The sequence below is a fragment of the Psychrobacter sp. D2 genome, assembly GCF_013608135.1.
GTDB lineage: Bacteria > Pseudomonadota > Gammaproteobacteria > Pseudomonadales > Moraxellaceae > Psychrobacter > Psychrobacter cryohalolentis.
This window is the reverse complement of sequence record NZ_JACDXZ010000006.1, coordinates 136,060-153,786: the sequence shown is the minus strand read 5'-3', so window position 1 is coordinate 153,786 and position 17,727 is coordinate 136,060. Positions and strand designations below refer to the sequence as shown.

15 protein-coding genes are annotated in these 17,727 nt (G+C 40.9%); 9 read left to right on the top strand and 6 right to left on the bottom strand.

Annotated elements, in window-relative coordinates:
- Positions 1–109: 109 nt before the first annotated feature.
- Entirely contained in the window at positions 110–1,090 is a 981-nt protein-coding gene (gene sohB / locus H0262_RS09340; RefSeq protein ID WP_181210572.1) for a protease SohB, read from the bottom strand.
- Positions 1,091–1,453: 363 nt separating this feature from the next.
- Here sohB and aspS point away from each other — a divergent pair, with 363 nt between their 5' ends.
- The 4 genes from aspS to H0262_RS09320 all read left to right on the top strand — a co-directional run bounded on the left by aspS (position 1,454) and on the right by H0262_RS09320 (position 6,083).
- A complete protein-coding gene (gene aspS, locus H0262_RS09335; protein ID WP_181210571.1) occupies positions 1,454–3,280 on the top strand; it encodes an aspartate--tRNA ligase in 1,827 nt (608 codons plus the stop codon).
- 67 nt (positions 3,281–3,347) lie between these two features.
- Positions 3,348–4,274 carry a lysophospholipid acyltransferase family protein gene (locus tag H0262_RS09330; protein ID WP_181210570.1) on the top strand — a complete coding sequence of 309 codons (927 nt, stop codon included), beginning with the start codon at positions 3,348–3,350 and terminating at the stop codon, positions 4,272–4,274.
- Positions 4,275–4,379: 105 nt separating this feature from the next.
- Positions 4,380–5,180, top strand: coding sequence for a glycosyltransferase (locus tag H0262_RS09325; RefSeq protein WP_181210569.1), 801 nt, complete (start codon positions 4,380–4,382; stop codon positions 5,178–5,180).
- Positions 5,181–5,225: 45 nt separating this feature from the next.
- Positions 5,226–6,083 (top strand): hypothetical protein, encoded by an 858-nt coding sequence (locus H0262_RS09320; protein WP_259275442.1) that lies wholly within the window; start codon positions 5,226–5,228, stop codon positions 6,081–6,083.
- On the opposite strand, the gene H0262_RS09315 is transcribed toward H0262_RS09320, so the two are convergent.
- Positions 6,076–7,200, bottom strand: a complete 1,125-nt coding sequence (locus tag H0262_RS09315; RefSeq protein ID WP_181210568.1) for a glycosyltransferase — start codon at positions 7,198–7,200, stop codon at positions 6,076–6,078. The genes H0262_RS09320 and H0262_RS09315 overlap by 8 nt on opposite strands.
- 305 nt (positions 7,201–7,505) lie before the next feature.
- Between H0262_RS09315 and H0262_RS09310 the strand changes: the two genes are divergently transcribed.
- Positions 7,506–9,071 (top strand): glycosyltransferase family 2 protein, encoded by a 1,566-nt coding sequence (locus tag H0262_RS09310; protein ID WP_181210567.1) that lies wholly within the window; start codon positions 7,506–7,508, stop codon positions 9,069–9,071.
- On the top strand, positions 9,072–9,845 hold the full coding sequence (locus H0262_RS09305) for a glycosyltransferase family 25 protein (RefSeq protein ID WP_181210566.1): 774 nt from the start codon (positions 9,072–9,074) through the stop codon (positions 9,843–9,845).
- Between the two features lie 7 nt (positions 9,846–9,852).
- Here the strand turns inward: H0262_RS09305 and H0262_RS09300 are convergent, their stop codons facing one another.
- The 4 genes from H0262_RS09300 to glnE all read right to left on the bottom strand — a co-directional run bounded on the left by H0262_RS09300 (position 9,853) and on the right by glnE (position 16,065).
- Positions 9,853–10,833: a glycosyltransferase family 4 protein gene (locus H0262_RS09300; RefSeq protein WP_181210565.1), complete on the bottom strand. Its 981-nt coding sequence runs from the start codon at positions 10,831–10,833 to the stop codon at positions 9,853–9,855.
- A gap of 11 nt (positions 10,834–10,844) precedes the next feature.
- Positions 10,845–11,843: a glycosyltransferase family 4 protein gene (locus H0262_RS09295; protein WP_181210564.1), complete on the bottom strand. Its 999-nt coding sequence runs from the start codon at positions 11,841–11,843 to the stop codon at positions 10,845–10,847.
- Between the two features lie 173 nt (positions 11,844–12,016).
- Complete coding sequence (locus H0262_RS09290; protein WP_011513510.1) at positions 12,017–12,946, bottom strand: branched-chain amino acid transaminase; 930 nt, start codon at positions 12,944–12,946, stop codon at positions 12,017–12,019.
- A gap of 272 nt (positions 12,947–13,218) precedes the next feature.
- Positions 13,219–16,065, bottom strand: coding sequence for a bifunctional [glutamate--ammonia ligase]-adenylyl-L-tyrosine phosphorylase/[glutamate--ammonia-ligase] adenylyltransferase (glnE, locus tag H0262_RS09285; RefSeq protein WP_181210563.1), 2,847 nt, complete (start codon positions 16,063–16,065; stop codon positions 13,219–13,221).
- Positions 16,066–16,488: 423 nt separating this feature from the next.
- Here glnE and tusD point away from each other — a divergent pair, with 423 nt between their 5' ends.
- The 3 genes from tusD to H0262_RS09270 all read left to right on the top strand — a co-directional run bounded on the left by tusD (position 16,489) and on the right by H0262_RS09270 (position 17,727).
- Positions 16,489–16,920: a sulfurtransferase complex subunit TusD gene (gene tusD / locus H0262_RS09280; protein ID WP_181210562.1), complete on the top strand. Its 432-nt coding sequence runs from the start codon at positions 16,489–16,491 to the stop codon at positions 16,918–16,920.
- 69 nt (positions 16,921–16,989) lie between these two features.
- Positions 16,990–17,313, top strand: coding sequence for a hypothetical protein (locus tag H0262_RS09275; RefSeq protein ID WP_181210561.1), 324 nt, complete (start codon positions 16,990–16,992; stop codon positions 17,311–17,313).
- Between the two features lie 75 nt (positions 17,314–17,388).
- Positions 17,389–17,727 (top strand): hypothetical protein, encoded by a 339-nt coding sequence (locus H0262_RS09270; protein WP_133104237.1) that lies wholly within the window; start codon positions 17,389–17,391, stop codon positions 17,725–17,727.

Below are 17,727 nucleotides of genomic sequence, written 5' to 3'. Positions count from 1 at the left end.
CAAAAAGGCGCGACCCGTTAGGACACGCCTTTTACAAAATACAAACAATGCACAAATTAAGGTTAGAACTTTAAAGATCAGCTATGCACTAGCCTCTTAATACTTAAAACTACTTTAAGATATTTAAACGACTATTAAGGTCAAATCGTGCTAGTGCCTCTGGCAGCTTATCAACCGCCATGCTGATGGTCGCTTCTGCAGCTTGTGATAGCCCTAGCTTTTCTGCCAGTGTTGGCTTTTGGCGTGAATGCAGCGCATATACTTCGTTGTTTTCCATACGCTCTAATAGATAACTGTCTGATGTCTGTAATTTATCCACCAAGTTCAAATGCAGCGCATCTTCACCATACCAATGCTCGCCTGTCGCGACTTTATCTACATCAAGCATACCGCGGTAACGATTGACAAAGTGCTTAAACAACTCATGTGTTTGCTCTAGTTCTTCTTGATATTTGGCACGATCTTCATCATCATTTTCACCAAATACGGTCACAGTACGTTTGTAATCACCAGCCGTAAACATCTCATAATCGACATCATGGTTTTTGAGCCATTTATGAAAATTGGGCAGTTGTGATACCACACCGATAGAGCCAATAATGGCAAATGGTGCCGCTACAATATTGTCCGCTACACAGGCCATCATATAGCCACCACTAGCTGCAACCTTATCAACGCAGACGGTGAGTTTCAAACCGGCATCTTTTAGACGAGCCAATTGTGCGGCGGCTAAACCATAACCGTGTACTACGCCGCCACCCGACTCTAGACGCACCACTATTTCATCGCCTTTATTTGCGGTGCTTATTAGCGTGCTAATCTCTTCACGCAGGTGTTTAACAGCAGTGGCTTTGATATCGCCATCAAAGTCGAGTACAAAAACTTGTTGCTTACTATCGCTATTTTTTTTCTTATTTTTGGTTTTCGTTTTTAGGGCTTGTTTTGCTTTTTTAGCCAGTGTTTTTTTGAATTTTTTGAGGGCAGCTTTACCTTGAGTCGCCTCCATCAGGTCTTCACGGCGTTGCTCTTGGTTTTTATTCAGATGGATAACTCTTAGCTCAACAGGGTTTTTAGAGGGATTAAAAAGCATGAGTACGATTCCTTAAATGATTAAGACGGTCTTAGTGTAATTTTATAAGTTAAGCTGATATGCGCACGCGCGCTTATCTTTTCAAGCAAAGGAACAATATTTAACCTAAGGCAATTGTTACGGCATAAATACGGCTTATAGCCATCTTTACTGAGCTTTGATTGGGCTGATTCGGTTGTATAACAAAGGTAGATTAGGCATAATATACGTTTACACCAAATTTTCTGTAGCCAACGTGATGACTATTTGTCTTAATCGCGTTGTTTGCGCTTCTTTTAACTAAACTAGTTATTATCTAAAAGAAGGGCAACGATGGCTGCATTATTGTATTTCGAATTGGGCTGACAACTGGATAATTATATTATGACGCATAGCGAATACCGAGACGAATATTGCGGAGCCGTAACCGAAAGCTTAATTGAGCAAACCATTAGTGTCGTAGGCTGGGTACATCGTCGTCGCGATCACGGTGGCGTGATTTTCTTAGACATGCGTGACCGCGCTGGTATCTTGCAGGTCGTTGTCGATCCTGATACCCCAGAAGCGTTCGCTATTGCTGATGCAGTACGTCCTGAATATGTAATAAAAATCACAGGTCGTGTCCGTCAACGCTACGCGGGCACTGAAAACGCAAATATGACCAGTGGTCACATCGAGCTGTTGGCGAAAGAAATCGAAGTGCTTGCAAAGTCTGAAACTCCGCCATTCCCATTAAATGATGAGAAAAGTACGGTATCAGAAGATTTGCGTCTCAAATATCGCTATCTTGATATGCGCCGTCCACAAATGCAAGATCGTATGGTATTCCGTGCGAAAGCCACCTCAGCGATTCGTCGTTATTTAGATGATCATGGCTTTTTAGACGTAGAAACCCCTATCTTGACTCGTGCAACGCCAGAAGGTGCTCGTGATTATCTTGTGCCTTCACGTACGCGTCCGGGTAACTTCTTTGCCTTACCGCAGTCGCCACAGCTGTTTAAACAGTTATTGATGGTCGCAGGTTTTGACCGCTATTATCAAATCGCTAAGTGCTTCCGTGATGAAGATTTACGTGCGGATCGTCAGCCTGAATTTACCCAAGTCGATATTGAGACTTCTTTCTTAAATGAAGAAGAAATCATGAATATCAACGAAGGTCTGATTAAGCATGTCTTTAAGACGATGATGGACGTTGAATTTGAACAGTTCCCACGTATGACTTATGCTGAAGCCATGCGTGATTATGCCTCAGACAAGCCTGACTTGCGTATTCCGCTTAAATTGATTGACGTTGCAGACTTAATGAAAGACGTTGATTTTAAAGTGTTTGCCGGTCCTGCTAACGATCCTAAAGGTCGCGTTGCTGCCCTACGCATCCCTGGCGGTGCTTCATTAAGCCGTAAGCAAATCGATGCGTATACCAAATTTGTTGGCATCTATGGTGCACGTGGTTTGGCTTATATTAAAGTCAACGATGCCAGCAACATCAATAACGGTGTGGATAAAGAATCTGGTCTACAGTCTCCTATCATTAAGAATATGACTGATGGTGTATTGGTAAGCCTCATTGAGCGTACTGGTGCAGAAAGCAATGATATTATCTTCTTTGGTGCGGATAAAGCCAGTATAGTCAATGATGCCATCGGCGCCCTACGTCAAAAGATTGGTTTAGATTTAGAAATGACCACTTGTGAGTGGGCACCACTTTGGGTAACTGACTTCCCGATGTTTGAAGAAACTGAAGATGGTCGCTGGACCTCAATGCACCATCCGTTTACTAAGCCAAAAGGTTCGGTTGAAGAATTAAAAACCAATCCTGAATCTGCCCTTTCTATCGCTTATGACATGGTATTAAACGGCACTGAAGTGGGTGGTGGTAGTTTACGTATCAATACACTTGAGATGCAAACAGCCGTATTTGAAGCATTGGGTATTGATGATCAGGAAGCAGAAGACAAATTTGGCTTCTTGCTTGACGCGTTAAAATTTGGTGCGCCGCCACATGGTGGCTTGGCATTTGGTTTGGATCGCTTAATCATGCTTATGGTAGGCGCAAGCTCTATCCGTGACGTGATTGCCTTCCCAAAAACCAAAACTGCTGAATGTCCATTGACCCAAGCACCGGCTGAGGTGAATACTAAGCAGCTACGTGAGCTTGGTATCCGTGTCCGTGAAAAGGTACAAGCTGACACCAGTAAGTCTGCTGAATAAATAGTCTGATCATGAGAAGCTATTTTTTACAGTGCCTGTTATGTGATTCATTACTGTGTGAATGGTCATGAATCCGTATCATATTTTCAAAATCGTGCCACTGTCTGTCTTGCAGATGCTGGCACGTTTTGTTGCGTGGATAATCTTAAGGATGCCAAGCGCTAGTATCATGCGCACGGTTAAAATCAACATGGCACTGATTGCCCCTACGTTATCTCATCTGCAAAAACAAGCCTTAACCAAAGATATTATCTATCATCAATGTCTAACCAGTATTGAGTCAATCAAAAGCTGGGCGATGCCACCTGATTGGAGTATCGCTCAAATTCGTGACGTTCATAATAAAGACATTTTACTTGATGGACTTGCTAGTCCTAATGGCATGCTCGCGATCGTACCGCATTTGGGTACATGGGAGATGATGAATGCTTGGCTCAATCAATTTGGCTCGCCAACCATCATGTATAAGCCCGTAAAAGGTGACATTACCAACAATTTTATATTGCAAGGTCGTGCCCGCCTCAATGCGACATTAGTACCGACGGATGGTAGCGGTGTAAAAGCAGTATTTAAAACACTCAAACAAGGTGGTTTTAGTATTGTCTTACCTGACCACGTTCCTGACCCCTCAGGCGGTGTCATCGTGCCTTTTTTTGGCATTGAAACGTTGACCAGTACTCTCGCCTCCAAACTTGCTAGTAAAACCAAATGCGCACTGGTCGGATTGGCATGTATTCGCCGCGACGACGGGCATGGCTTTGATATTTATTGCTATAAACTCGATGACCCAGCCTTATATGATCGCAATACTGAAACGGCAGCTTATGCACTCAATCTAGCAATGCAACGTATGATTGAAGACAATTACAGTCATTACATGTGGGGGTATCGACGCTTTAAGCATATCCCTATGATAGACAACCCTTACAACACTGATGAAGCCAATCTAGCCGCATTTATTCGCGCACATCATCCTAGTGTCGATAATAAATAAAATAGATACAGTGAAATCCGTACGCTACTGATAGACTCTCAATTTTAGTGTTGTTTATCAATTTTTTAAAAGTTAGCCCCTTATTTATATAAATATGAGTGCACTATGGCAACTGACATGAATCAAAATTTACCAACCAATCAAACGCCAACAGACAGTAAAAACTCTGATCAGCGTTATATCATTTGTATGAAATGGGGTGATAAATATGGTGCTGAATATGTTAACCGTCTTTATAACATGGTGCATCGTAACCTAACTTTAGATTTTCAGATGGTTTGCTTAACTGATGACAGTATTGGTATCGATCCTGCTGTTATCTGCCACCCTATCCCTGAGCTCAATCTACCTGCAGGACCTGAGCGTGGCTGGAAAAAGCTCACGACGTTTAAGCCCGAGCTTTACGATTTAAAAGGCGTCGCCTTGTTTTTAGATATTGATATTGTTATCGTTGATAATATCGACGGCTTTTTCACTTATGAAGCTGAGCATGAAGATAGTGTGGTTATCATTCGTGACTGGAAAAAACCTTGGCGGATGATTGGCAATAGCTCGGTATACCGCTTCAATATCGGTATGGATACTTATCCTGATTTGCTCGCAAATTTTGAACGTAATTTTGAAACTATTCGTACTCAAGTTCGTCATGAGCAAGCATATCTGTCCAATTATTTACGTGAGCATCATCATTTAGAGTATTGGGACAAAGACTGGTGTGTTAGCTTTAAATATCAGTGTATTGCACCTATTCCGTTTAATCTAGTACGGGCACCTACTCTGCCAAATGATGCTAAAATCGTTATTTTCCATGGTGAGATTAATCCACCGGATGCCATCAATGGCGGAAGCGGTAAATGGTATCGTCATGTGAAGCCGAGCCCTTGGTTAAAGGAGTATTGGGTATAATTTAATCATCAAAACATCATTACTTTAAAATATCTGGAGTTGAAATTGCGATTACCTCCTATGATTGAGTTTGAGGTTGGTAATCAGCCTTTCTCTATTCACGCATTTGACGCGCAAGAACCCCAACAAAACCTTGACCGACGAGCTGTCAATATCATTGCTTCAGGTCCCTCTATTGCTGATGTAGATTTTATACCTTTACTAGATACAGCCACGATTTTTATTAATGGTAGTATTAGTCTCACTGCTCAGTATAGTTTTATCAATGTCGTCGGTTATGTCATTAGTGATGCACGTTTTATCCTTCATCAACCTGATATATTAAATAAATACTATACTGGTCAGCCCTTATATGCCACCTTGGCAGTATTCGAAGCATTGGTGAGTGCCCATCCTGAGATAATAGAAAAATATCATCATAAGATGTGTATTATCTATCTTGTTGACAGACCGTGGGGTGTTAAAGGAAATGATTCAGAATTTAGTCTTTTGCTGTTAGGTAAGGAGTCACGATACCAAGCGCTCAATAGAAAAACACCACTATCAGCATTTGCTAAGCATGCTAAATTTGTTATCGATAGCTATCATCAGCCAGCACCTATCGGACTGTCTTTAGATATCACTTACGGCTTTGTAGAAGCAGGAACCGTCGCCTACGTAGCAACACAACTGGCTTTCTCCCGTGGTGCAGGTGTGCTGCATTTATATGGTGTTGATCTACTTAATAGTAACGAGCCGCGTTTTTATGAAGATAGAGAGCGTAGCGCGCCCACGACGCTAAATAATGTCATCAGCAAGACCATTGTACCGTCATTTAATTTATTAGCCAAAACCTATCAACAATATGGCGTGCGTGTTACCAATCACTCTCCTATCTCTAAATCACTTTTCGACTTTAGTTAATATCATTTACTATTGATAGCGAAAAATCTAAATACTGCTGTGCAATGTGTTTTGGTAATAGCTGCTGATCTAACGGCGTTATAAATTGATTCGCATTATCTAATGCCTGACTTATTAGCGCTGCCAACCCTTCGATATCATCAATAGCAACTAAGTTTTTCTGTGGTAACAGCTCTCTTGGACCAAAGGGGCAATCCGTACTGATAACAGGTACATTTAAGGCTTGCGCTTCGACGATAACATAACCAAAGCCCTCGTACTTAGAGGTCATGACGAGTAGTGCGGCTCCCACAATCAACGGATAAGGATTGGTATAAAAGTCTAAAAAATATACTTTATCCTCAATTTTTAACTCAATCGCTAATTGTTTTATGTCATCTTCAAGTCGACCTTTACCTACCAAAACCAATGGTAGTCTGCGCTCTGTTTTGGCATAGGCCTGCAGTAAATCACGATGACCTTTCATAGCGTCAAACGAAGCGACATGAATAATATAACCCTTGTCAATCAAGCCAAACTCTTCAATAGAAAAAGTCTCGCTGGCCAATTGCTGAATTTGACTGACATCGCATGGGTTATAAATGGTCGCAGTTCTATGCTTATGATGACCAATAAGCGCTAACAAATCTTGACGTGTGCCTTCGCTGACACAACTACACGGATGAGCGCCATAAACCACTTTTAAATGACTTATGGTTTGAGCAGATATGGTTGCTAGCTTTTCTTGAAACTGTTTGGACACTGCGGTGTGCAATACGTTCACTATATTTGGTAGCTTACTATATGCCATAATCCAATTAACCTTGTAAATATTGGCCAAGATTAATTTAGGTGTTCCGATATTTTTTAGTACATATTCATCAATGCGCGCTGCAACCTGTTTATAAGCGGTGGCTTGCTCAGTTTCTATATTAAAAAGCGGCTGATTATAAGGGACGATGTGGTAATGCACGCGAGAATCTAAGCACATATCTGTCGTATCTTCTAGGCAAAGCACATGGACATCATAATCCATATCTATATAGGCACGCGCCAATGTCGTGACCATACGTTCTGCACCGCGCCCTTCTAACGCTTTTAATATTAGTAAAATAGTTGGTTTATTGCTAGTTATCATAGTAACCCGTCCTTCATACTTGTGATGCCTATCTTGGTATAATAAATAGCCGTAAAATAATTGTTTAATATTGCAGCGCTCTACCTTTGTATGCTAGTCTCCTCTATTTTTATATTACGAACAAGCATCTATTAAAACATTTTTTTATTCATTCGCTAATACATTTGTTATTGTCTAATTAAACTGTAGGCTACCATTTTTTAGGGTATTAGCCCTTATTTTGATGCAAATCTAAATCACTATCTACAGGAGCATATGGTGTGAATCATGTAAAAAATATTAGGTCATACCGCTTATCAGTAGTAATGATAGTTAAAAATGAAGCCAAAAACCTTGCTATTACCTTACCTTCTCTGCAAGGATTGGCTGATGAAATCATCGTATTAGACTCAGGCAGCACCGATAATAGCCGTCAGCTCGTAGAGCAATATGGCGGAACATGGTATGTCAATACAGATTGGCAAGGATTTGGCAAACAACGTCAATTGGCACAGTCATATGCGACCGGTGATTGGATTTTTGCATTAGATGCTGATGAAGAAGTTACTCCTCAGCTTAAAGAAAGTATACTAAAGATCATCACACAAAAACCTGATAATACAGTCTATGGTATTAAGCGTATTGATTGTATTTTTGGGCACGAAATTGACCCTAGCTATTGGGCAATAAAAGCACACTGGCGTTTATATCCCTGTCACTTTTATTATAATGAAAATCTAGTCCATGAATCTGTCGTCTTACATAATGCTATTACTAAGACATTAGATGGGTTTATGCGCCATCATACAGCCGAAACGCCACTATTTTGGCTACAAAAACGTTTAGATTATGCTAAGGCGTGGGCTGAGGATCGCCATAAAAAAGGTAGAAAAATTAGCTTTTATAAAGTTATTTTCAATCCAATTTGGGCATTTATTAAGCAGTACCTAATAGATGGACGCTTCTTAAAAGGCAAATACGGACTCATATATTCGCTGCTATTTATGCAGTATACCTTTAATAAATACGCTATTTTATATGACCTAACATACAATAAAACAGAGCAAGCATTTATAAAATCGTTGGAAATAGCTGAAAACTTACAGCCAGTAGACGTATCGAAAAAACAAAGCAGCTTGTCTTTAGTAATGATTGTAAAAAATGAAGGCAAGCATTTACAAGAATGTTTAAAAACGGTACAAGATATTGTAGATGAAATCATTATTTTGGATTCTGGTAGCACAGATGATACTAAAGCCATTGCCCTACAGTATGGTGCTAAATGGTACGTCAATGAGCAGTGGCAAGGCTTCGGAAGACAGCGACAGTTGGCACAATCTTATGCTACTTTTGATTATGTCTTAGTACTAGATGCAGACGAACGTCTAGAGAATAATTTAAGACACTCTATTGCTAGGTTGTTAAATGAGCCGCTACAGACTGATAGAGTATTTAGTGTGGCTCGAGTCAATCAGTTTTGCGGCGTCGAAGTACAGAAACGAATATGGTATACAGATAAACTGGCACGATTATATGCCAATAGCTTATTTAAATACTCTAATTTAGACGTTCATGAATCGTTAGATCAAAAAGGCGTTCCAAGTGAGGTATTGAAAGGTTATCTATTGCATATTACCAATGATAATTTACACCATTTTTTGATGAAAAATGTGCGCTACAGTCATGATTGGGCAAGAGAAAAACATCATAAAGGTAAAAAGGTAACGCTTTTAGGCATGGTATTACGTTCTTGGTTTTCTTTCTTTCGTGAATACATCATGCGTGCTGACATATTAGGCGGGGCTTATGGCTATATTTTGGCTTTCGCCTCATTAGGCTACACAATGGATAAATATATAATGCTTTGGCAGCTTAACCAAGGAAAAGATTGAATGCAGAACCATGTCATCAGCTTAACAACCGCGACTGATCGTCGTCAGCACATCATTCAAGAATTTACAAAGCAAAACATCCCTTTTAAATTCTATGATGCGATAACAGTCTCTCAATTGACGGAAGTGTCTAAAGCATTAGGTTTACGCTTGGCAGAAAGTGAGCGTTTATCACCTATAGAAAAAGCTTGTTTTTTGAGCCATGTTTGCTTATGGCAAAAAATAATAGACGACAATCTCGAATATATGTCAATATTTGAGGACGATATATACTTAGGAGAAAATGCTAATAATTTTCTCACTGATAATCAATGGATATTAGATAACTTAATTGACATGGATATTATCAAATTAGAAACAGCATTTGAAAAAATTCATCTTGATAAAGCATCGATTAGCTATAAGGATCGGTGTGTCTCTCGCTTAAGAAGCTCTCATACTGGAACAGCTGCTTATATAATCTCAAAAAAAGCAGCTATTACCCTGCTTCAGCATGTTAGATCATTAAGTGCAAACGACTACATAGCAATAGATCACCTGATATTTGGTAAATTATTAAACATTACATGTGTTTATCAATTATCCCCTGCCTTAAGCATACAATCGACTATTTTAGAGCCAGAGAACCCCACTTTGGAAAGTGATATAAGCAAAGCTCGTTCAGCACATAATAGCAATATGCTTAAAAACCCAAGGGACTTAAATCATTTTTTCAAAAAGATAAAACGTAGTATCGGCAAACGTATTTTTTACACTACCGTACCTTTTGAATAATAAAAAATTAGTCTTTCATTTTTAATCTTTCTTTAATATTTGCTTTGGCTCTTGGTTTAGTTGCATTAAGTACTTCGCCTGCAAGCACTTTTTCATAGCATTCCATATAGCCTTTTGCCATGGCAACATGACTAAAATACGTCTGCGCATGATGATGACAAGCACGTCTATCAAATCTATCAATATTTTTAGTCGCCTCAACAAGCTCGGCATAACTGTCAGATAAAACGCCAATATCCTCTTGCGAGATGATATCTGGTAGAGACCCAAAAGGTGTTGCCAGTACAGGACAACCCAGATATAGGCTTTCAATGACTGCCAATCCAAAAGGCTCATGCCATAACACGGGAAAGAGCAATCCTTTGGAGTGACGGAGTAACTGATTTTTTTGCTCACCACCGACCATTCCATGGAAGGTCAGTTTTGAGGACGTATAAAAATAAGGGTTCCGACGGATGTTAAAACGATCGCCGCCTAATACATGTAGCGGAATATCCGCTTGCTGCGCTATTTTCACAGTTCCTTGCAGGTTCTTAATTCGCCAAGAAGCTTTTGCTAAAAAATGGACATAGTTTTTAGGATTAAAGTCTGGCTCGCCATAATCATTCCAATACAAACCATTATGCACATAGCAATTGGCATTATAGTTTTCCGCATGCTTCTTTGATAAATAGATCGTATTGACAGGGTATTCTTTTTCAATCTCGCTGTTACTGTGTTCAGTACACACAAATGGAGTATCGATATCATTATCATAGCGAAAATGAAAGTGAATGATATCTGCCCACCCTTCTATTTGCTTTTCTAAAGGCAGTTGCTCATCAAAATAGACCGCATCTTTATGTGAGCTTTTGTGCTTGGTTAAAAACCTGACTTCATGCCCTAGTGATTTTTGTCCTTGATACAATCCCCATAACACTCGTTCAGTACCACCATAATCTTTGGGTGGAATACTTAACTGAGTCAAAAGTACATGTAATATTTTCATCATTTAACCTTTTAATCTTTTAAGACAAAATCATATGGGAGATTTTGAGTCACCTCAGGTGCTGTCTCATGTAAAGCATGACCATTTAAGACTTTTTCATAAAAACATAAGTAGTTCTTACTCATCACAAGGTGATTGAATGTGTCTCGTGCATAATCATGACAGCGCTGACGACTAAATTGTCCAATATTTCTTAGAGTATCTATCATCACACTTTTACTATCGGTACTAACACCGACATCTTGATTGATGAGCTCTGGTAGAGAACCACATCGACTACCAATAACAGGGCAGCCTAAATATAGGCTTTCAATCATAGCTAAGCCAAAAGCTTCATTTGTTAGTACAGGAAAAATCAACGCTTGCGAGTTGCGAATAACCTGATTCTTCTTGTCACCGCCAATCATGCCATAAAACTTAAGATCATTACCCGGATAAATATAAGGTTGATATTTTCCGTCTTTACGCCATTTTAAGCAGTAACGTTTACTACCAATAACATGCAATTTTTTATTTGCTTGTCTTGCAATATCCACACTGTCTTTTAAATTTTTGTCTTTATATTTTGCATTCGCTAAAAAATGTACATAGTTTTCTGGCTGCTTTATATTAGGTTGCTCATAATCCTCCCAGTATAAGCCATTATAAACATACGCTTCTCCCCCACTACGTTCGGCATGTAATTTCCCCAGAAATATAGTATTTTTAGGAAATATAGCAGGGGTAATCTGTTGGTTATGCGTTGTACAAACAAAAGGGGTTTTTAATGTCCCTTGAAATAAGAAATGGAAATGAATAACATCGGCCCAGCCTTCTACTTGATCTTCAATTCCCTGAGCAGGATTGTATAAAATTGAATCAGGATGTTGGTTCTGATGCTTGGTCATAAACTTAACGTCATGCCCCAACTCTTTTTGCCCTTTATATAATGCCCAAACAACACGTTCAGTGCCTCCATATTTTAAAGGCGGTATAGGCATCCTAGTAAGCAGAACATGAAGGATTTTCACAGCTACCTCGATATAATGTGCGTTCAAACCAGATTAGTAAAATACTTTAAAAAGCAGTTATTGTAGACTATTTATGAATATAGTTATTTAATACCTCTACTTAAAAAGAATCATTTAATCATAAAAAAGCTGGACAGTGACGTCCAGCTTTTTTAAAAAACAAAGTAACACAATCAGTCAATAAAGCTTAACCAATCCATATACTGCTCATTACGACCATGAACCACATCAAAGTACAAGGTTTGCAGCTTTTCAGTCAAGGGTCCGCGACCACCATTACCGATAGTACGATCATCGTATTCACGAATAGGCGTGACTTCAGCAGCGGTACCTGTCATAAATATTTCATCCGCTAAGTAAAACTCATCACGAGTGATACGGCGCTCAACAACTTTAATGCCCAAATCTTCAGCGAATTGGACAATAGTTCGACGCGTGATACCGTCAAGTGCCCCGCCTGCTAAATCAGGGGTATGTAGCACACCATCTTTAACTAAGAATAAGTTCTCGCCAGCGCCTTGGCAGACATAGCCTTGTGGATCCATCAAGATGGCTTCGTCATAGCCGTTACGGGTCACTTCTTGGTTTGCCATGATAGATACTGGGTAGTTGCTTGAGGCTTTTGCTTTACACATGGTCACGTTTGGCAAATGATGGGTATATGATGACGTTTTTACACGAATACCGTTTTTGATACCTTCTTCACCAAGGTACGCGCCCCAATGCCAAGCGGCTACCATGGCATTAACGCTATTATCACGTGATGATAGACCCAGTTTTTCGGCACCGAACCAAATCAGCGGGCGAATATAAGCTTCTGCTAAGTTATTCTGCTTGACCACATCTTTGTGTGCTTGCTCAAGTGTTGCTGCATCAAAAGGCACATCCATTTGGAAAATCTTTGCGGAACCTAGCAGACGCTCAGTATGTTCTTTTAAGCGGAAAATCGCGGTACGGTTATCAGCAGTTTGATAGGCACGGACGCCTTCAAAGACTGCGATACCATAATGCATGCTGTGCGTAAGCACATGAATTTTGGCATCTGGCTGTTCAATCATCGTGCCATTCATCCAAAGCTTGCCTTCCTTTGTTGCCATATTCATCTAATAATCCTTATGCTAGCGCTAACGTCTAACTTTTTTGTTGAGTGTTAAGTAAATGTTTTAATTAAAATTTTATAATGACACTGAGTGTCTGTTTTAATGCACGAATATCATGTGCAAATTTAATGCGCAAATGATTATATCACCAGCACGCCAAGCAAATGAAATATTTTAGTTCATTACTGCAGTGCCCTTATTTATATGGCGTTAAATATCAGTACCAAGACTGTCTTAACACTGTCCTTTCATTCAGCACAGCCTTTTTAATACCGCTATTCTGTCGATTCCACACCCATCAAATGCTGCCACTGCGCCTGTACGAGTGCACGTGTTTCAGTCCAAAGCGACTCATCGACCAGTAATGACTGCTCGGATAGTGCCAATTGATGCGTTGCAGCCCTTATGCGCAAATAAGCATCCGTCAAATCTTGACAGATCTCACGCTCCCAAATACCTAGTGTCGCCATCTCCTCAAAGATACGGACGTTATCGCTCCATTTGGTCAAGGTTGGATGCTCATGCGAATAGGCCAGTACGGCAAATTGTGCCAAAAACTCGATATCAATGACACCGCCTGCATCTTGTTTAAGATGAAACTTACCCGCTTGCTGTTGCCATTGGCTCGTACCCAGATGCTTTTGCATTTTGATACGCATACTTGTCACTTCGATACGTACTTCCTCAATTGTGCGCGGTAATGCTAAGACCGTACGGCGAATATCACAAAAACGGGCTGTGACGCGTTTATCACCGCAGATTGCACGCGCCCGTACCAGCGCTTGATGCTCCCATGACCAAGCTTTCTCAAGCTGATAGGTTTCAAACGCATGACAAGACACCACCATCATGCCAGCATTGCCGGAGGGACGCAGGCGCATATCTACCTCATAAGCACGGCCATCACGGGTTTGGGTATTAAGATAGGTCATGAGCTTTTGCGCCAAGCGTGCCGCAAACTTCATGCCACTGACCGAATTTTCACCCGTGGTCATACCCTGCTCTTTTATTTTATGCAAAAACACCAAATCTAAATCTGATGAATAAGACAACTCAAGACCGCCAAGCTTACCGTATCCGATAATAGCAAAGCCGCAATCCGCTTCGGTGACCGGATCGCCATCTTGGCCAATAGGATAACCATAACGTTTCACAATTTCAGCGAAAGCACGCTCAAGCGCCGCTTCTAATACCACCTCGGCAATGTATGTTAAAGAATCCGACACCTTCATGATTGGACGTTCAGCCAACACATCACTGGCGGCAACCGCTAATACTTGATTCTTTTTAAACAATCGTAATACGCTAAGCAGCTTTTCTTCGTCATTAGGCTCTACTCTCAATAACTGCTGACGCAAGATATCACGCAGCTCAAGCTTGTCTGGTAAATGCCGATAGCGTTGCTGTAAAAATGTATCTAATAACACTGGATACTGTGCCAGCTCTTTGGCAATCCAAGGGCTAGCAGACAGCATCGGAATCAACTCAACCGTGGCGTTTGGGTTCTCTGCAATCATAACCAAGTAGATAGAACGACGACAAATCGCTTCCAGCAAGGCAATCAAGCGCGGCAATGCAGTATTCGCCAATTGCTGCTGATCTTGATGAGCAAGTAGCGCATGCACAATGACTGGATACGCTCCGTCCAAGCGTTCACGAGCCTCATCGCTTAAATTGGCAACCATTTTTGACTGCCAAAAATTTTGCAATTGGCTATGATTCTCTTCCGTCAACACGTCATTTAAACGAGCCACTTGCTCATCCAAGTTAGCAGGTTCTAGCTCATCATTGTGATCCGGTACTTGTCTTTCAGTAACCATACGCTCAAACGGCACATTGACATGATATCGATGATAATTAAGCGTATTTAATAATGCAGCCCAGTCTTCAAACCCAAGTGTGAGCGCAAGATTGTGCTGCCAATGGGCATCATGAGGAAGACGCTGGGTTTGCTGGTCATTGATCGCTTGAATACCGTGCTCAAGCCGGCGTAAAAACCGATAAGCACTCTGCAGTTCTTGATAAGTGGTTTCTTCTAAATACTTAAGCTCATACAGCGCCTGCATTGCCTTTAAACAAGATTTGACCTGTAGCTGCGGATGCCGTCCGCCATAAATCAACTGGAAAGCTTGAACGATAAACTCGATATCTCGAATACCACCAGCACCGAGTTTGATATTATCCAAATCTTCACGCTGGGCGACTTGATTTTGGATCAGAGACTTCATCTCTCGTAATGCCGAAAAAGCACTATAATCGACGTAATATCGAAAGACAAACGGTTTAATAAGTGCTTGAATGTCATCATAGAACGGTCGCTCTATATGTCCAACCACGCGGGCTTTTAACCAAGCAAATCGTTCCCATGCCCGCCCATGCTGAGAAAAGTACTTCTGTAACGCCGATAGATGAATCGCTAAATCACTACCATCGCCCCATGGGCGCAGGCGCATATCTACCCGAAACACAAAACCATCTGCTGTATTGTTATCGAGCAGCTTAATAATACCTTGACCAAGGCGCGTCATAAAGCGCTTGTTATCGATACTGCGTGTGCCTTTGGCTTTATCCCCATCAGTTTCACCGCGCGCTTGATGGATAAAAATCAGGTCAATGTCACTTGATAAGTTCAGCTCATGAGCGCCAAGCTTGCCCATTGCCATAATCGCCATATCATCAACTTGCGCATTGCCTTTCTCATTAATAAAGGTAGGCTGACCATATTGAGTCACCAACTGCTGATAGGTATAGTTTTTCGCAAATAAAATACAACCATCAGCGAATTCGGACAACTCGTCGGTCAATTGCTCAAGCTCAATCACTACCAACGCGTCTTGCCATACCCAACGCATCATCAGTAGCATACGCAAATTGCGTAAACCACTCATCACTTTGGTTTCATGACCAAGCTGATAATTTTCGTCCAATGTATAATCTTGTATTAGGTCATCAATCTGTTGGCGCGTTAAGGTCGTGTCTAAAGGATAACTGCGTAAAAACGTCTGGCAGGCGCCCGTGCGACTTTGCCAAATTTGATAAGCAAACTCACTGGCAGTTTGCAATACTTGTAGCTGTTCTGATGTGGGCTGATAGCCGTTACCATTTGGAGTGGTAGATAGCATAATGATGTTACCTCATTGCAGCATAGAGCCATAAGCCTACGTGAACTGGGCGAATAAGTTTATTGTTTTTTCTTACGGAACGGTCACAACTGCTATGGATCAGTGAAACACCATGCTTTTATAGTAACATAAATAAAGTAATGCGCTGCCAAGAGCAAGCATATAGCGAATTCAGTATTAAAGCGCTACAGTAGGACTGGGATGAATTTTACGCAGCCTCTGTCGGCGTAGGCACAGCACGCCAGAAAAATTTATACCAGTACTACGTTGGAACATAACGTATCTGTTTTATTTAGAATTGACTATACTTGCAAAAAATGAAAAAGCGCTGAATGATGATACAATATACAGCCATACAAGGTCTCAGTTCTTTTTCAATACTCATTTATTCAATGCTTATTAATACTATGTGATACCGCCATTATGACACTCTCAACACCTCTACTTTTAATTACCGCTGACCCAAGCCATCCACTTGCCTATCTGGCATTACGCTATGCGCGCGCTTATCTACAAGGCGCTTCTACAGATAATAAAGAAGGTAACAGCACCAATCATGAAAACTCTGTATTAAACATCTTTTTTTATGCAGATGCAGCACATACTGCCAATCGTTTAAGGTGGCAGTCAGCTGATCAATCAAATATTACCCAAGAGTGGCAGGCACTGGCAGCACAGTATAATCTTGTGCTGCCAGTATGCGTCAGTACGGCACTCAGTCGCGGTATTAGTGATACGGACAACAGCAGCCGTCATCAGTTAGAGACAGAAAATCTAGCGACAGGTTTTAAGCTAGTAGGTCTGAGTGAGCTTGCTATGATGATGCAAGGCGACTGTCGCTTACTACAATTCTAATAAAAATGATGGAAATAAAAATTCAGTTTGATACTAATAGATAGCGACAAACAAGATTAGGAATACCTCATGAAATTACTCATTCGGCTGCATACGCCCACTGAAATGGCAAGCTATGAAGGCTGTGCGCTGGCTTTGACTTTGGCAACCTTTGGGCACGAAGTGCAGCTGTATTTGGATGCGCCCGTCTTTGGATTTTTAATGCAGCCAAACTCACGCTTGCAAGGTATGATTCAAGCGCTTGAGCTTTATGACATGCCGCCAGCGTGGCTACCTGAAGATGTTTTTAGTGGCTGGATAGCTGGCATGCTACCGACGGACTTGGCAACGCAGTTAGTCTTGATTCCAGAAGAAGTAAATTTACAAATATTTGAGCAAATTCTCACTTTTTAATCTTAAAGCTATAAATAGCAAAGCTGATATAAAATTTTATTGTTTCAAACCTATAGCAAGCAATCGGACACGAGTATGGCAACTTTATATCAATTACATAGCAGTATGGATACGCTCAGACGCACTACGGAACAAATGGCGTTGTCATGGCAGGCGGACGATAGCATCCTTTTATTGGGTACGACCGTCGCGTATATAGATTGGTTCAATGCGTATTTGGGCGATATCGAGAATATGGAAATAGAAACCATTGCTGGTATTTACGCGCTTGCCGACGATGTGGCACAGTTGCATGAAAACACCGCAGCGAAGCTTAATCTAGCGGCAAAGCTCACTGGTATTTTAAGCGATGCCGAATGGGTAGCGATGACCCAAGACAGCCGCTTTGATAAAGTAGTGACGATTGCCTTATGA

Excerpts from the sequence above, each read along its gene's own strand:
- H0262_RS09305 (WP_181210566.1), top strand. The coding sequence starts at position 9,072 with ATGCAGAACCATGTCATCAGCTTAACAACCGCGACTGATCGTCGTCAG.
- H0262_RS09315 (WP_181210568.1), bottom strand. The coding sequence starts at position 7,200 with ATGATAACTAGCAATAAACCAACTATTTTACTAATATTAAAAGCGTTA.
- H0262_RS09275 (WP_181210561.1), top strand. The coding sequence starts at position 16,990 with ATGAAATTACTCATTCGGCTGCATACGCCCACTGAAATGGCAAGCTAT.
- H0262_RS09290 (WP_011513510.1), bottom strand. The coding sequence starts at position 12,946 with ATGAATATGGCAACAAAGGAAGGCAAGCTTTGGATGAATGGCACGATG.
- H0262_RS09270 (WP_133104237.1), top strand. The coding sequence starts at position 17,389 with ATGGCAACTTTATATCAATTACATAGCAGTATGGATACGCTCAGACGC.
- H0262_RS09330 (WP_181210570.1), top strand. The coding sequence starts at position 3,348 with ATGAATCCGTATCATATTTTCAAAATCGTGCCACTGTCTGTCTTGCAG.
- H0262_RS09325 (WP_181210569.1), top strand. The coding sequence starts at position 4,380 with ATGGCAACTGACATGAATCAAAATTTACCAACCAATCAAACGCCAACA.
- tusD (WP_181210562.1), top strand. The coding sequence starts at position 16,489 with ATGACACTCTCAACACCTCTACTTTTAATTACCGCTGACCCAAGCCAT.
- glnE (WP_181210563.1), bottom strand. The coding sequence starts at position 16,065 with ATGCTATCTACCACTCCAAATGGTAACGGCTATCAGCCCACATCAGAA.
- H0262_RS09300 (WP_181210565.1), bottom strand. The coding sequence starts at position 10,833 with ATGAAAATATTACATGTACTTTTGACTCAGTTAAGTATTCCACCCAAA.
- H0262_RS09310 (WP_181210567.1), top strand. The coding sequence starts at position 7,506 with ATGATAGTTAAAAATGAAGCCAAAAACCTTGCTATTACCTTACCTTCT.
- sohB (WP_181210572.1), bottom strand. The coding sequence starts at position 1,090 with ATGCTTTTTAATCCCTCTAAAAACCCTGTTGAGCTAAGAGTTATCCAT.
- aspS (WP_181210571.1), top strand. The coding sequence starts at position 1,454 with ATGACGCATAGCGAATACCGAGACGAATATTGCGGAGCCGTAACCGAA.